Source organism: Mycoavidus sp. SF9855 (assembly GCF_024582735.1).
Lineage (GTDB): Bacteria > Pseudomonadota > Gammaproteobacteria > Burkholderiales > Burkholderiaceae > Mycoavidus.
The window spans coordinates 1,130,231-1,145,752 of the sequence record NZ_CP102085.1; the positions used below are offsets into that span (position 1 = coordinate 1,130,231).

The following is a 15,522-nucleotide window of genomic DNA, read 5'->3' on the forward strand; positions in this document are numbered from 1 at the left end:
ATCAACACTTTATAATTTGTTTCTTGAATGCTTGATTGAAGCCATGGTGGGCTGACCTAGTCACTCGGAGCGCTCCGTGAGCTCACTATGAAAGTGAACTGGCCGGGCAGCGCCCGAGTGACGTTGCACCCTATGCCAGTACTATTTAGAAGGCATAGCGATGCATCGGTTGTTAGCCAAAAATCTTCTTCTTCGCAAAGCCCTTTAAGAAAGTATTCTTACTTACAGGATGTTTCGTCGGAGCGGAATCTTCCTCGCAAGATACTATGCTATCTTCAGTTTTCTCAGGCGACGTCGCTCCTTGCTGCTCTAAGAGCCGTTTATCCAAGCCACTTAAACCCTGCACGCCATCGATAAAGGAGACTACCGTGCTACCTTCAGTTTTCTTCAGCAATCCCGCTCCGCGCTGCTCTAAGAGCCTTTGGTTCATCCGGCTTAAGCCTTGCACATCCTGGATAGAGGCATCCGTCACAGCAAGCATAGTATGTGTTGAACTCCAGCACAGGCGCACCTGAACTTGATCATTCTCTTCTATCATATACCACTGGCGTACTGACTTGTCGTAACTGCCCGTTACCAGATAGTTGCCATTGGGCGTGACTTTCCAGGCAAGACTATGGATCCGTTCACTAAAACCTTGAATCACCGCCCGGCACTGCCCCGAGTGCGCGTCCCACAGACGCACCGTATTATCATCACTGCCAGAGGCAATCTGATCTCCGCTCGGCGAATACGCCACGCTGCTAACCCAGTTGGTATGGCCGCTTAAGGTGTGGCGCAGTTGCCCCGAGTAAGCATCCCACAGACGTACCGTATTATCCCAACTGCCAGAGGCGACCTGCTCTCCACTCGGCGAATACGCTACTCTCCAAATATGGCTGGTATGGCCGATTAAGGCGTGGTGCAGTTGCCCCGAGTAAGCATCCCACAGAAACACCATATTTTCCCCACTACTAGAGGCGATCTGCTCTCCGTTCGGCGAATACGTCACGCTAGTAATCTCGCCAGTATGGCCGCTTAAGGTGTGGCGCAGTTGCCCCGAGTAAGCATCCCACAGCCGCACCGTATTGTCACGACTGCCTGAGGCGATCTGTTGGCCATTGGGCGAATACACCACGCTATAAACCTCGCGGGTATGCCCGTCTAAGGTGTGGCGATGCTCACCCGTTTTCGTGTCCCACAGACGCACTGTCTGGTCAGTACTGGCGGAGGCGATTTGCTCGCCGCTCGGCGAATACGCGACGCTTAAAACATGGCTGGTATGGCCGCTTAAGGTGCGGCGCAACTGCCCCGAGCGCGTATCCCACAGTCGCACCGTACAGTCCCTACTGCCCGAGGCGATCTGCTCTCCGTTCGGCGAATACATCGCATGATTAACATAGTCGTTATGGCCGCTTAAGGTATGGAGCACCTGACCTGAGTGCGCGTCCCGTAGCTGCACCACATAGCGCAGAACGGAGGCAATCTGCTGACCGCTGAACGAATACGCCACGCTATCAACGACCTCGTGGGTATGGCCACTTAAATTGGGGCGCAGCTGCCTCGATTGCGCGTCCCACAGTCGTACTGTCTTGTCCCAACCGCCCGAGGCGATCTGCTCGCCGCTCGGCGAATATGTCACGCTAGCAATACGGTCGGTATGGCCGATTAAGGTGTCGCGCAGCTGACCAGATTTCGTGTCCCACAGCCGCACCGTCTTGTCATCACTGCCAGAGGCAATCTGATCTCCGCTCGGCGAATATGTCACGCTAGTAACAGGGTCGGTATGGCCGCTTAAAGTGTAGCGGGCAGCACCCGTTTCCACGTCCCACAGTCGCACAGTATAGTCCCCACTGCCAGAGGCAATCTGCTCTCCGCTCGGCGCATACGTCACGCTCCAAACAGTGTAGGTATGTCCTTCTAAGGTGTGGCGCAACTGCCCCGAGTGCGCGTCCCACAGTCGCACCGTCTTGTCATCACTGCCAGAGGCGATCTGCTCTCCACTCGGCGAATATGCCACGCTAGTAACCCGGTGCGTATGGCCGCTTAAGGTGTGGCGCAACTGTCCCGAGTAAGCATCCCACAGTCGCACCGTATAGTCCCCACTGCCAGAGGCGATCTGATCGCCCGTCGGCGAATACGCGACGCTTAAAACATCGTCGGTATGGCCGCTTAAGGTGTGGCGACAAGCACCGGTTTCCACGTCCCACAGCCGCACATTATAGTCCCCATCGCCAGAGGCGATCTGCTCTCCGTTCGGCGAATACGTCACGCTATAAAAACTGCAAGGACTGTAAAAACTGTAAGCACTGTAGGGACGTGTTAATAAGGTGTGAATTTTTTCCCAATTTGAAGTCGCATACACGTTGATGTTGCCACCCGTAAGACCTACGGCAAAGGTTTTCTCATCCGGTGAATACGCGCAGGAATACACATGGTTCTCCTCTTGGAGATACGGCCATTCGCCAAACTGTACCGCGGCCATTTGCGCACCGCTTAAATTGGCGTTGCGCAGCCATATAGCGCGAAGATTGGTTTTTCTCAAATCTGCTCTTTGCAACTGAGCAGAATCGAATACGCCCTCACTCAGATCCGCTCCTGGAATCTGGATTCCTTTTAAATCCGCGCCATTAAACTGCACGCCCGCTTTGACCAAGATCGTGATCGCATTCGCTGCTACTTGGCGTACCCTAGCATCGGTTTTGGAGCGCTCGATGATCGCTAACAGCTGTTTCTTAAATGGAGTCTCTTGCTCAACACGCTCAGCCAACAAGCGCACAACACCCAGATCGTTTACCCAATGCTTTGGGGCTAACGATAATTCTCGCAGCCTTCGGCCGGGCAAAACAGCTTGGTTTTCAAAACTATAGACTGAGGCGTTGCTACCACGGCGGCGGGTGCCCAGCGCCATGCACTCATCGAACGAATCGAAGAGCGCCTGCGCCACAAAATATTCCAGCAGTGATTTATGGATAAACCGGTACTGATTGCCGCTTCGGCTCAGCGGCCAGGCGTCTTGCAGCGGTTGCTTTTCTTCTTCCCGACCGAAAAAAGCGTCCTTCCAATTCCCCTTGTCTTTGTATAAAGAATACTCGACAACCGGGTTACCCGCATTCTCTGTATAGAAATGCACCGCTAAGTCTTTCACAAATCCGATACCGTGCTGGACAAAGTCATCATCGCACAACGCTCTGAAGATTTCCCTTTGTGTCCCGGTTAAATTTTGTGTGCTTAAGCGCTGCTGGTTACGTTCGAACCATTGTCTAACGAACTGGTTGTACAGGTCCAGGCGTAACTGGATGGCAGTTGGCGCTTTCCTCTTTTTCTCCACGTACGGCAAGGCTTCTAGCACCACACGCAACAAAAATGGGTTGCTGGCTAAGGCTTTTAAATGAGGTTCTTCGAGGGCTTTTTGATATTGTTGCGCTGCCCACTCCGTTGGGTTGTATTTAACATATTCTTCTAAATACTGATTGCGCTCTTCTTTTGAAAACGGCTCGACCACGATTTCTTGAAACAACGTGTCCTGGTCCTGCAAATTCGGATTCGGTTGAAAACGGCTGCGATAGTCCTGGCCCAGATATTCGCTGCGACAACTGATCACCATTTGACCCTGCCAGCCGTCGGGCTGGTTGATGGCATTGCTTAGATACAGATTCTGCGTCTGCCGAATCTCATCATAGCCGTCCAAAATAAAGACGAACCTTTGTTTTTCTTTTTTTAATTTCTGAATCTGAAAGTCTGACAGGCCACTTTTCTTTAACGCTTTGGCAATCAGATCGTCCTCAGGCTTGTCAATACTCGCCAGAGAAATAAACAGCGGAATTGCATCGTCGTCTGCTTTTTTATTGTCCCATAAATGCTTTTCTAGACGGCGGTTGAAGGTGGTTTTGCCCGCCCCGGCGTCCCCCGTCAACAAGATCACTTGTTTATCGTTTAGCAACGCTTGCACTTGGGGTAACAGGTTAAAAATCTCGATTTCCCCATCCAGGCTCGCTTTGCCGCGCGGCTCAACATACAGCTGTAGAGTTTGCGCAAATGCCTTATCTTGCTTGAGAGCCGCGAAATAATGTTCCTTCAGCGCGCTCCTGGGGTCTGTATTGAGCACCCGCAGTTGTTGATGTTGTTGCTGCACGGTGGACGCAAGCTGGCTCTGCAGCGCGGTCCGTATACCATCGAAAATGCCGTCTAATAGCTTGGCGAATTCCAGCTTGCCAAACTTTGCATCACTCTTTAAACGGAAAATAAAATCGCTGTGTCCATACCAAAATTTGCTTAGAAACGTTTTCGCCTCATCGCTGTCCACTAACAGCCGTTCGATCACCTTAAACAGCACCCCGTGCCGACTTTGATTCGCATACACTTCTCGTCCCGCTTGGGCTTGCTCCTCAAATCTCGGAATATCCTCCATCCGAACCGTGGTCGCTGGAATAAAATATGCCAAACATTGGTCATAGCTATTTGAAGTTAACGAAACCGGGATAATGCCGTGCTGATCGTTCAGATGCTCTGCCCGGATTTCCAAAAAAGCCATTTCCGTCAACACATGATGGAACCCGGCCTTATATTTTTCCTCTTGTGAAAATTTCCTGACCACCTCACGGATTGCCGCAGGACCTTTTTGTCCACCGTCTTTGAGATAGGCCTCTCGATCTTCGCCGTAGGCCTCTCGCAGTTCCTCATAAAACTTTTTATAATCTGACCAGTCTTTCAGGTAATTTCCTAATACCTGAGAACAACACACCACAACCTTATCGACCGGTTCCACCTCTTTAATTAACCGAGCCGGCAACAAACAGAGCTGATTGGTTAAGATATCCTCTAGCTTGCCTTCCCCTTTCAGATTTTCCGCGGAGCTTGAATACGCTTGTCCCATCGGCGTTTGATCCGAATACAAGTTGACGCCTCGGAGGTTAGATAACTTATCGATTAAATATTTAGACGTAGAGGCCTCGGCCTTGCCGTGAGCGGGATTGTCGTGGGCATAGACCAGAAAAAGGGTGGGCTTATTGGGCACCTCTAAGGAGCTCAGCGTCAACAGCGCCTTTTCAAACAGATAATCCACCAGATCGCTTTTTTCCTCGACAGACATTGAGGTAGGTACGGCAGTCCGAACCGAAGCCGACTTATTTGATGATGGAAGGGGCTGCGAAGCTTCCACGCGATGTTGCTTGGCCTCATCGTGTCCCCATATTTCAGCCTTAAGATAACTGGACCGTGCCTTGGCAAATAAATTTAAGCCTTTTAACACTTCCCCACGTTCGAAATAAGCATCGGCCATCATGGCCCGTAAGGTCTCATCTGCTAATGTGTGGGGATCTTGCGCTTTCCTCAAGGCCTCTTTTACGCTCCCAAGCGACTTCAGTGTTTCTTTCAATTGATCGTATAGGGTCAGCGCTGCATCCAAGTGCCCTTTTTCCCTCTCAGTGCGAGCTTGGCTTAAATAATATTCAGCGACGTTCCGCGTGAGGGTTTCTGGTAACGCCGAGTGAGATATTTTCCCTAACATATTTATTCTCCATTTTCTTTAATGCTGATTCATTAGATCAGATCGACGTTGCTTGAGTGCACACCGCTCGCGCGATTTTGCCGTCGCTCATGGTCGATACCGGCTGTGCAAAAAATAAATTGAAGCTGATCCCAGCCGAACATATCGACTGAATATAAAAAAACTGGAGGGATACTAATCGCACTGCTCTTGAAAAACAAGAAGAATGTTTTTCATTTTATGGTTCTTGACCCTTGGTATACCTCCACGACCGCTCCGCTTGCTACTGGCTGGAGCGAGAATCGCCGGGCGGAATTCGCACCCGCTGAGAAACCGTGCCTTTGCACGGCGCACAAAAAAATCGAACGATAAGACTTTCCAAGGATGTGTAACGACCGGCGCATTGGGCGAAGTAATGCCCGAGGAACTAGATATTGGATCCAAATTCCACCCCTTCTTGCCTTTGCAGCACTGATTGGGGAAAAAGAAAACGTCCCCTCGGAAAATTCTGATGATAGTCATATAGACTATGTACCAATAAATTTTAAGCCGCTGTATACAAAAAAGACCGGATAAATAAGGTCACAGTTCTCAACAGAACCACAAACCCATAAGTCACATACAACATTAAAAATCAGTTTGTCTTGCAAAAACGGAGGGGACCATAGATTTCAATTGTCGGTCGATACAACTATCAGTTTGGTAAGTTCCCCTGCCCTGCCTTCATATAGATATAAAAAGTTCGCTACACGCCTCACATCGGATATGAAGATTGGGCTTTCCCCACACGTTGATATCACAAATTGAGCAGGAATATTTTGTCTTTGATTTGGCTTTTTGCTGTTCGGCATGGTGTTCAAAATGGGGAATCAATGTCGCCATAGGTATGCTAAGGAGGCTTTCTGGGGAAGGTATCAAAGACTGCAAGAGCGTAGACCCATCTTGATCTGGAGAGAGTGGAATAACTGAGTGTTGTGATAGGTTCAAAATATCAGACCTTGGGATTCTGCGATCCGCCCATCTAAATTGATGGCCTGATTCGATCAACTCAATACACGCTTTCTTAAACTGGCCGGTCTTGATCAAATAATCAGACATTCTTTGTCCAGTTTTATCTCCACCTGGACGACCAGTTGAGCTTGGCATTAAGCCTATAGATTCCATTTTGTCGGCCCATTCACGATTATGATAACCAGAGCGACTTGGCCTACCAAATTCATGCTGCCATAAATGGCATTGTTCATGCACTAAAGTTTGAAAGACTTCAACGATTTTTCTGTTAGCAAAATAAGCAGGATTTAGAGCTATTTCATGAACGTTTTTTTCACCCTCATTGCTCCATCGAAGAGGGGAAAAGAAACCTAGCGTATTTTTCTCGCGCTGCACCGTGATAAGGCAAGATGGCAGTGCATTTTCAAAGAGTGTCTTATTAAACCAATCATAGGCCTGCTGTAGCTGGCTATAGAATTCATATGTTGGTTTGATCATTTGAGTTTTCATCCTTGAATTGTATCGTACGATACAATTCAAGCTCCCCAAAATTTAATAAAAACAGTTTCCCTCTCGATTCTGAGCCACCACCTTATGCTAAGCGATTTATATCGCTGATTTGAGGTATGTGTGATAACTAAACTTGGATGTATTATGATGAGCATGCGCGAGCTTGACCGAGTTAAGGTCATAGAGGCAGTTATCGAACTTCGTTTGAAGCATTACCAGGCAGCAGAACGCCTAGGATTGAGCATTTGATTGGTTCTAATGCATTATTTTAAAACTGTAGTTAAATATTGATGAGTACAGCTGAAATACGCAGCTGAAATTTCAAATAACATTAACTTTTATGAAAGTGAAAGCTGAAAAATAGACAGGACATATGGATTTGATTCTGGAATTTTTCTTATCTAAACTCCATTCGGATTAGGAAACAAAAATGCTTTTATCGAAACTCTCCCCAGTCGCTTTTGCGCTCAGTACACTCCCTTTATCTCTAACCAATGCACGCACAAGCGAGAGACGTGATGACCTGAATAGCCACGTTCATTTTTCAAATGATTCGCAATACAAAGTCTCTGCGCAACCAGTACAAATAGTACGGAAAGCGGTAGACAACAAAGTTGCAGATCATTTGAGAAATGCGCTGACTTTCCCTCTTTCTACTATAGTTACCTTGCCTCCCGAGACAAACAAAGTACCTTGCACTGTAGCTGCTTCTTCTCTTCATGGGATTGTTTACGGCATGCCAGATACGAGCGTGCCAGGGGGAGCTGGTGTATCCATTACCATGATGGGGCAGCTGAGAGCACTTTTTGATCTCATTAGGGCAGCACCAGATTTCACGCAAGTAGAGATTGATCTTGGCGACGGCAACCCGATACGTGTGTTGGATACGAAGACGGGAGATAAATTCTTGCCTGGTAAGCTGGCACTCGGCCTGTCGAATATATTGATTGATATGAAAGCGAAAGGTGATCCGAATTATGCAGATTACCTTGCAACATATCAAAAAATAACTACCGCGATGATGGCGCAGATAAGTAATGTTGATTACCTCTATGCAAATAACTCTTGGGGCGAGTTATATTACCTTATTGCACTCAATAATTTTAAAGAACAGTATATGCTCAATGAAGTTTTCAATGACGCAATGCTGGCTATACTGGAAAGTCATTTGACTTTCTGTGATATGTTTGGAGTATATAAAAGCGGCAACTGCCCAGCAGTAAGCCGCTCCATTGATATTGAGTCGCTTAATACGGCTAAAAATTATTATGCAGTCGCATATGGAATTGCTGGGTTGAGACAAAAGCTAGAATGGAGCAATCCGACATTCTTCTCATCCACCGACCCCGATGTGGCATCGATGAGTGCACGTGATGCACTTTTGCATAAAATTATTGGTCATATTAGAGATGACTCTTCTGGTGGATTCTCCGACGAAGCATCGAATGTTAATAAGACCTATTATGACCAGGCGCGCTTTGATCGATATAGCGCTGTGCTTATCCCTGAAGTTCTAGAACGCGCTCTTGAGATGGGAGATGAGACTAATTTAACGCAGGAATTAAAGGGCTATCTGCGAAAATCGGTTGATTTAATTCTTCCCCAACTCAATATGGATGGTCAGGGTTTCAACTATGGCCGGTCTATCGGCCCATATGGAGATACAGGTTTTACGGAAATCCTAACGGCAGCGGCAAATGCAGGCGTGTTATCCGCACAGGAAATGCAGATAGCCTATGCATTCACTTGTAAATCGGCTTATCGCTATAGCACTTTCTGGTACGACGCTACCCTGCCTACTCCATCAGTAAATATGTGGGTTAAAGGTCGCGGGACAGACGCTTACCGCGGCAAGAATCGTGCCATGGGTGAAAATTTTAGCCTCTTATACCATTATATGTATGTGAATGCCTGGTGGAATAAGCTAGGTTTTGGCGGTAAGGCACCTATGCCTGATTCTGATTTTCAAGCCTGGCTAAATATGATGCCGAATTATACCCTTACTTGGTACAACTTGCCTACTGATAAGGACCACCCATATAGCGCAGCGCTGGTCACGGTACGCGATGGAAAGCGCGTAATTAATCTGAACCTAAGCCAAGCACCAGACCTTAACTCGCATACTCCATACTATCCAATACCTTTTTCCGACAAGTTAATTTATGGAACAACAGATGTGGGTTACGCATTATTGATTCCTCAGGTTTCTTATAATGAGAAAAATTACATTCCAGTCACCTATTATAAAAATCTAAATGTGCAGGAACGCAATAGCCAGGTTATTTTATCCTTCGATACGACCAACTTTAGATTAGCTAGAAGAAACGCAGAATATGCAACGGATATTGACCTACAAGCCCATACAGTTATAACGTTTGAACGAGGTACTATAATGCGAACAGATACGCTAAGTTCTAAAACGCTAACTGTAAATATCACCATTGAGACCGACTTCACCTCTTTTGCTGATTTTCAGAATACTGCAGTTAATGAAGATGGTTTTTCAGTACGCTATGTAAATAGCGATGTCACAAACTATAGCACCACAGGATTTGATAGCTGTACATTGTCTAATTTTGAAATGGTAGATGGGAAAACCAATCCGTTTTCAACAACCCCGATCGGGCAGTTAAACTCGAATTTTGCATGTACAACGCGCCCCTTCGCACTGAAAGCAGGCAGTGATCGCGTTTTTACTTGGGTTTTAAAGTACGCTTGACCGTAACTTCTCAATAGTTCCATGCTTGATTGACGTGACCAGGCGTAGATATTCAGGCCATTACGCAGGCCACTTCTAACGGGGAGCCCTTTCTATCATCAAGGACAATGCGTTTCATTCTGACTGCTGACGTACCGCTCGAGCCTATTCAATGACTGATCTGCTTGTTCTGCCCCTAATCGTTGGTTTCAGGCTCATCTGTCAGGTTTTGACCAGTTAGAAATTTACAGTGTTACTCATTTGCGCACTAATCCTTACCCTACCCGAAAGTGGCAAATAATATTACTTAAAACTGTGTATTTCATGATTTTTGATGCACTTTCTAGACATAAAGACGCTTCTGTCTAAGCTACTCCAGAAGCATGCGGAACCGAATGGGCGATAGTTAGAAACGCTCATTTTTTGGCCGCTCCTAGCGCTCATCTACGTCTTCCGGATAGACCAACGGCTTATGTACATTTTCCGTTCGGTTGATCTCCGAGGGCCGGCAACTTCAGTCCATCTCAGTTTTTGCAAAAACTGAGATGGACTACATCAACTACGCAAACTTTATCATCAACTCATCCTTACGAGCTGCCATCTGGGCACCTAGTTCAATCATGTCTAACTTTGAGCCCTCGACCTTTGGAAACATCTCGTTCTGCTCTTCCTTGACATGATGCTTCACGTACTCGGACAACACTTTGATCTTCGCGTCGAACATTTCGCCACTGGGCTCAACGTCCTTGACTTGAGCGACGAGGTTCTTGAGGGTATCGTGTTCGACAGTTGCCTCAGGCACCAGCTCGTGGTCCTTTAAAGCTTTCTTGACGGCGGGATAAAATATCTCCTCTTCAAGCTGGGCATGGACCGTTAACTCGATGCAAATTTGCGTGACCAAGTCTTTTTTCTTCGTGGCCACGCGCGCTTTTTCGTATTCTTCGAAAAGCTCCTTGACGTGTTTGTGGTCAGCCCGCAGCATCGCTGTGGCTCCTAAGATTTTTGATGCATGGGTGCTCTTCTTCGTGGTCGTCGTTGCCGTCTTTGTGCTTGCCATGATTGAGTCCTTTAAAAGGATGCCACAAGAATGAGGGCATGAACAAAGCGATCAAAATGGTGATCGGAATGGGCATACCAAAAAAAAGCAATAGCGGTGAATGCATGTTACGGCTATAAAAACCATTCTGTGGCGATTTATAAATCTTGGCGACGGCCGCCATACATGGCACCTAAACTGCCAAAAAAAGCACCGAAAAGCAACGATGCAGAAAACCAAAGCGCTGCATAGGAAGACGCTTTGCGCACCTTGTCGGCGGATTCCTTCGCAGTGACCTCGACCTCCTTGAGCTTCACCTGAATCTTGTCAAAGATAGCTGTCACGCGCTTTTCGGCATCGGCTTGAGCCATGCCTGTGCGTTGCGCAACCAATTGGGCAACGTAGCGCCTATCTTCTGAAGGCAAAGTGTTCGTTCGGATGCTATTGGAAAAGATACGAATCACTTCAGACTTGGAATTGGCCGAGTTGACTTCACTGCCTGTTGGCTGTGCTGAAAATGAGCCCGTTGAGGCGCTCATGTCCTTGCGAAAAAGCGAATCGACAAAGTAATCCGTGTTCTCACCAAGGGAAGGAGCAGCGTTCTTGACTACGGCCCCTCCAGCGCTGGCAGCAGTGCCGGCTACTGAGGCAACTGCTTCGCCGCCTCTAGTGAGAATAGAGCTGATCGTTGTAGTCAGCAATGCTGCGGTCAATAGCGTCGCTACGGCCCATGTAATGAAACCATGCGCTGTGTCGCGAAAACATCTCTCGTTAGTTTGCACGACCGCCCATTTCGTCCGCAGGCGACCGGCCAGATAGCCGCCCACACCAGACGCCGCTAGTTGCGTAAAAGTAAGCCACAAAATGGTCGACATACCTATCGCCGCCGTGCTGGCGCCTTGGTTCGACCACGGCGAAACGGATGACAAGCCGAGGCCCATGCCAAGCATCAGAAGAATCAAAGAAAGCGCTGCTGCCCCGGCTGCGCCTGCAAAAATGGCACCCCAAGAAACGCCTGAGATGATGGGAGCTATCTCAGCTGAATGAAGGCTGCGTGCTGTCTGGCTGCCCTCGCGTGAGGTTGTGGCGGCTAAGGTTGGTGTAGTTGGTGTACTCATCTTTTCCTCTGTCGTGAATTCAAAGCATTATTCTCGCAAATCAATACATCTACCTTCAAAGCATCGGTCGTAGTGCGTTTAGCCTTACAGATCTCTTTGAAATTCCTTGATCTCATTTAGAAAATCGTTTTGTGTACCGACTAACGTTATCATTTTCTGCTCCTTATAAAAATGTGAGAAGAGGACCACGGTATAGCTAAAAGTGAGCTTTTTTCTACCAAATTAAAAGGCCTAGATGGATAACACAATCTAATATAGCACCATGCTGTGACTTATCAGTGGTAAATGTCCTCGAATTTTGGGATTGAATTGCTGCGCTTCTTGGCCTATGGCCGGCGCTTGTCAGGATGAACATGCGTCGGTCAGGGATGCGGCAGCCCGTGCGCTCAGTATGCAACTCCATGCTGCCAGATTTGACGCCTAGCTGTAATGGCCGGTTTCAAATGCGAGCAGCTACACCTAGTCGCTTCGCTGCCTGGTAATGCTTTAAACGGCGCTCAATAACAGCTTGTACGACTTTGACTCGGTTAAGTTCACGCTCGATCCAGACAGCCCTTGAGTAAACTGGTGAATAGCCGCCTGTGCTGGCCTGGATCGCGGAGTTTTTGTATTGTCTGAGGCTTGCTACGGAAGGATTGGGTATGAGTAATAGCCGTGACATAATTAACTATGCATAGATTTGTATATTTTAGAAATAGCCTATACTTTTAATAGAGGTGTTTAGTTTTATGGTGTAGGAGAGATGCGATGAAAACTAACGCGCAGCTTTACGAAGACATTATGGATAAGCTTGATTTTGAACCCAGTGTGAATGCTTCTAATATCACCGTCGCAGTAAATGGGGAAGTGGTTGTTTTAGGCGGTACAGTGGGCAGTTTGTTTGAAAAACATACTGCAGAACGGGCAATCAAAAGCATTGCAGGGGTGAAAGCAGTGGCTAATGAGCTACGAGTGGAATTAGCAAGCCAATATCGAGTATCGGATGTTGATATTGCGAATGCCGCTGTTAATGCATTGAAATGGAACAGTACTCTGCCTCAGGAGCGGCCTCAAGTCGCCGTCGAAGGTGGTCATGTGACACTGACTGGCAAGGTAAATTGGTGGTATCAACGTGAAGCAGCTGAAAAAGCTATCAGATGGCTTTCAGGGGTAAAAAGCCTTAATAATCAAATTACGATACAAAGTAGCCTCTCACCAAAAGATATTAAAGCGCTGATTACCAAGGAATTTCATCGCCATGCGCAAGTGGATGCAGAACGGATCCATGTCGAAATTGAAGGCAGCAAGGTGATACTAAAAGGTAGGGTAGGTACCTGGTTAGAACTACAAGAAGCTAAACGGGGAGCCTGGTCGGCACCGGGCGTGGTGAGCGTCGTGACTGATGAGTTAGTAATCGGCTAGTTTAGAAATCTCTTCGGGAAGATTTTTTGGCTAATTTTACATTTTTGGGGGATGGGCGACTCTTCTGAGCGGCTAAAATACGGTAAACGGTAGCTTCACCGATAGTAAGTTGGCTGGCAACGTTAGCTTTTGTTGCACCCTCAGCCGCCAAGCGAATAACATTCTGGCGGTGATCCGATGCAATGGGTTTGCGGCCTTTGTATTTACCCGCAGTTTTGGCTTTCAGGACTCCCTCGCGCTGGCGTTCCAGCATCATTTCCCGTTCGAATTGCGCATTATGCGGTGCACTGCATAACGCGCAATATGGGACTTGCATCCTTTACTCCTTGCCGGTCTTCTGGTTTTGATTTCCTTTCCGTCAAACGCTACCAATTTCATCAGCTACTGCCAACTCTGAATAAATAGCTCAATAACGTAAATACGAAGAATGTCCATTAAATATGCGTTATGGCCTTTGCAGTTCTCTTGAATTGCAGTATGCGTTCGAATTGGATCGATATAACCTTCCTTGGCTAAAAAACCCTCAAGGCAGTGCGCCATCACGTGATTTTTATGCTGGCGGATGCCGAGTAAATTAATACCCGTTATTTCGCCTTTGTTATGCCGCCAGAGGTGCGGATAACCGGTCGCGGTAGAGACAGATTTTCTAACGATAATGCGATTATGTGGACCTTCAAAGTGACGATAGCTGGGTATCGACAGGGCGAATTCGACCATAAGCTGGCAAAGGAAAGGATGATGTACGCTCCGTTTGAATGGATGCGCCGGCATGCTCACATCATCTAGCGCAGAATAGGCCAGAAACAACTGGTATAACTTGCCAGGAAGACGAATCTTTGTCTTTTGAAGAAATGGGTGCAAATGGGACCGGCCATCGAGCGGTTCTAGTTGAACTGCGTCAGAGAGCAGCCTAAACGTGCCATCGCCCTCTTCATAAGGATTCGGAGAAAATGAAGACTTGATTGTCTGCCATATAATTTGGGCAAACGGTTTCCTATGAATCAATGCCAAATCCATCGCAGTACGAAACAGGTGCCGCCAGCGCAGCGTAAGCGCTGCATCGGCCAGCACACCAAAAGGCGGCGGCGCGAGAAAAAGCGAATCCCCGCCATGTCCGCTGATTAGCATGCTGTTTTCACGCTCGTCGAGCCTGCTGGCGAAATGCTGACGAAATGCAAGCATGCCATGTTGGTTATGTGGTTTCGCAAAGCGAGGGATTTGCTTGATGGGCGCGAATGAAAAAACTTTATTATCGATTTCGCTAAGGTAGGCTCCCGTGCTTTGAGCGACGCGGCGTGCATGCTCAAGCTCGTTGGACGAACCAACCTCGGAATTGTAATAATGAGCGCAAACAAGCGGCTGCGTAGCGGGTACTATTTCGCGCAGGGCCAGCAAAATGGAACTCGATTCCAAGCCGCCTGAAAGCTCTAACACCGGCCGGTCATTATTCGACACGTACAGGCTCAGGTAGTTTTTTAAAATATCGTATGGATTTTGAGAGAGGGAATTATAAGCAGGGCTCATGAGAGGATCCCAAACTGGCGACATTTCTGGCTCGCGTCCATGCGTATAGAAAACAGCGCATCCTGGCGGAAGTTCTGAGATACGATCAAATGGCAGTGCACCGCTCTGAACTGTGCCGGTGCGCAGCCAAGTGGTAAAGAATGATCTATTCCATGCCGGGCGTTCGCCCATATCCGTAAGCACCTGATGCAAACAGGTGATGGTGTCTGAAAACAGCAGGCCATGGCGCTCAGACCACGACCAATACACCGTCCACCGGTTGCTCGGATCGCAACAGCAAATGAATTTTCTGGCGACCTTATCGAAACAGACAAATAAATATGTTCCCCAAAATTTGGCCGTTAATAAAGAAGGGCCTTTTAAAGCAATCTCACGCAAATCACTATCGTTGATTTCAGTGTTGTCTTGCTTTGAAAAAGCTTGCCCATACAGGCAATAGAAATGCCTTTCGTCTTCTCTAGATAAAATGCGCGCACTATGGCGCTCATCTGCCTCTTGCCATAGTGCGCCAGCTATCTGGCCAGTTTTATCATGGGTTAAAGCCCAGTCCCGGTTTAGCGTTAAAAGTTCCTGTGTTTCTGGATAAGCGATGCCGAATACGGTCATAGGGCAGTTCCAATAGGTTGGTTGGAAATTCAAAAATGACCGGCAACTCCCCTCTCATGCCTTTACTTTAGTTCCCAGTCATCTTATTGGTTTTAATAGCTTACTCTGAGAAATCACGACGAGCACAATGACTTGCCCGGAAAAACGTGCATCAAAAATATTGGACATCAAA

General features: G+C 47.5%; 9 protein-coding genes. 2 read left to right on the top strand and 7 right to left on the bottom strand.

All coding sequences use genetic code 11. The annotated features are described in order from the left end of the window. Positions 1 to 172: 172 nt before the first annotated feature. Both NQD60_RS04395 and NQD60_RS04400 read right to left on the bottom strand, forming a co-directional pair. Complete coding sequence (locus NQD60_RS04395; RefSeq protein ID WP_257099793.1) at positions 173 to 5,488, bottom strand: NACHT domain-containing protein; 5,316 nt, start codon at positions 5,486 to 5,488, stop codon at positions 173 to 175. Positions 5,489 to 6,190: 702 nt separating this feature from the next. After that, complete coding sequence (locus NQD60_RS04400; protein ID WP_257099794.1) at positions 6,191 to 6,967, bottom strand: SprT-like domain-containing protein; 777 nt, start codon at positions 6,965 to 6,967, stop codon at positions 6,191 to 6,193. A gap of 430 nt (positions 6,968 to 7,397) precedes the next feature. Here NQD60_RS04400 and NQD60_RS04405 point away from each other — a divergent pair, with 430 nt between their 5' ends. Next, positions 7,398 to 9,686: a hypothetical protein gene (locus tag NQD60_RS04405; RefSeq protein ID WP_257099795.1), complete on the top strand. Its 2,289-nt coding sequence runs from the start codon at positions 7,398 to 7,400 to the stop codon at positions 9,684 to 9,686. A 538-nt stretch (positions 9,687 to 10,224) separates the two neighbouring features. Here the strand turns inward: NQD60_RS04405 and NQD60_RS04410 are convergent. The 3 genes from NQD60_RS04410 to NQD60_RS04420 form a co-directional block, all read right to left on the bottom strand. Next, the gene (locus tag NQD60_RS04410; protein ID WP_257099796.1) at positions 10,225 to 10,722 is read right to left on the bottom strand and encodes a hemerythrin domain-containing protein; all 498 of its coding nucleotides are present in this window, start codon (positions 10,720 to 10,722) and stop codon (positions 10,225 to 10,227) included. Positions 10,723 to 10,859: 137 nt separating this feature from the next. Beyond that, positions 10,860 to 11,819: a hypothetical protein gene (locus NQD60_RS04415; protein WP_257099797.1), complete on the bottom strand. Its 960-nt coding sequence runs from the start codon at positions 11,817 to 11,819 to the stop codon at positions 10,860 to 10,862. Between the two features lie 439 nt (positions 11,820 to 12,258). Beyond that, positions 12,259 to 12,480 (bottom strand): hypothetical protein, encoded by a 222-nt coding sequence (locus NQD60_RS04420; protein ID WP_257099798.1) that lies wholly within the window; start codon positions 12,478 to 12,480, stop codon positions 12,259 to 12,261. Between the two features lie 86 nt (positions 12,481 to 12,566). On the opposite strand from NQD60_RS04420, the gene NQD60_RS04425 reads away from it, so the two are divergent. Beyond that, positions 12,567 to 13,220, top strand: a complete 654-nt coding sequence (locus tag NQD60_RS04425) for a BON domain-containing protein (protein ID WP_257099799.1) — start codon at positions 12,567 to 12,569, stop codon at positions 13,218 to 13,220. A 1-nt stretch (position 13,221) separates the two neighbouring features. On the opposite strand, the gene NQD60_RS04430 is transcribed toward NQD60_RS04425, so the two are convergent. Both NQD60_RS04430 and NQD60_RS04435 read right to left on the bottom strand, forming a co-directional pair. Next, entirely contained in the window at positions 13,222 to 13,476 is a 255-nt protein-coding gene (locus tag NQD60_RS04430) for a helix-turn-helix domain-containing protein (protein ID WP_257099800.1), read from the bottom strand. 125 nt (positions 13,477 to 13,601) lie between these two features. Continuing rightward, complete coding sequence (locus tag NQD60_RS04435) at positions 13,602 to 15,350, bottom strand: asparagine synthase C-terminal domain-containing protein (RefSeq protein ID WP_257099801.1); 1,749 nt, start codon at positions 15,348 to 15,350, stop codon at positions 13,602 to 13,604. Positions 15,351 to 15,522: the final 172 nt, after the last annotated feature.

What these genes read in the sequence shown, in the direction of transcription:
- NQD60_RS04395 (WP_257099793.1), bottom strand. Translation starts at nt 5,488, where the DNA reads ATGTTAGGGAAAATATCTCACTCGGCGTTACCAGAAACCCTCACGCGG.
- NQD60_RS04415 (WP_257099797.1), bottom strand. Translation starts at nt 11,819, where the DNA reads ATGAGTACACCAACTACACCAACCTTAGCCGCCACAACCTCACGCGAG.
- NQD60_RS04425 (WP_257099799.1), top strand. Translation starts at nt 12,567, where the DNA reads ATGAAAACTAACGCGCAGCTTTACGAAGACATTATGGATAAGCTTGAT.
- NQD60_RS04410 (WP_257099796.1), bottom strand. Translation starts at nt 10,722, where the DNA reads ATGGCAAGCACAAAGACGGCAACGACGACCACGAAGAAGAGCACCCAT.
- NQD60_RS04435 (WP_257099801.1), bottom strand. Translation starts at nt 15,350, where the DNA reads ATGACCGTATTCGGCATCGCTTATCCAGAAACACAGGAACTTTTAACG.
- NQD60_RS04430 (WP_257099800.1), bottom strand. Translation starts at nt 13,476, where the DNA reads ATGATGCTGGAACGCCAGCGCGAGGGAGTCCTGAAAGCCAAAACTGCG.
- NQD60_RS04400 (WP_257099794.1), bottom strand. Translation starts at nt 6,967, where the DNA reads ATGAAAACTCAAATGATCAAACCAACATATGAATTCTATAGCCAGCTA.
- NQD60_RS04420 (WP_257099798.1), bottom strand. Translation starts at nt 12,480, where the DNA reads ATGTCACGGCTATTACTCATACCCAATCCTTCCGTAGCAAGCCTCAGA.
- NQD60_RS04405 (WP_257099795.1), top strand. Translation starts at nt 7,398, where the DNA reads ATGCTTTTATCGAAACTCTCCCCAGTCGCTTTTGCGCTCAGTACACTC.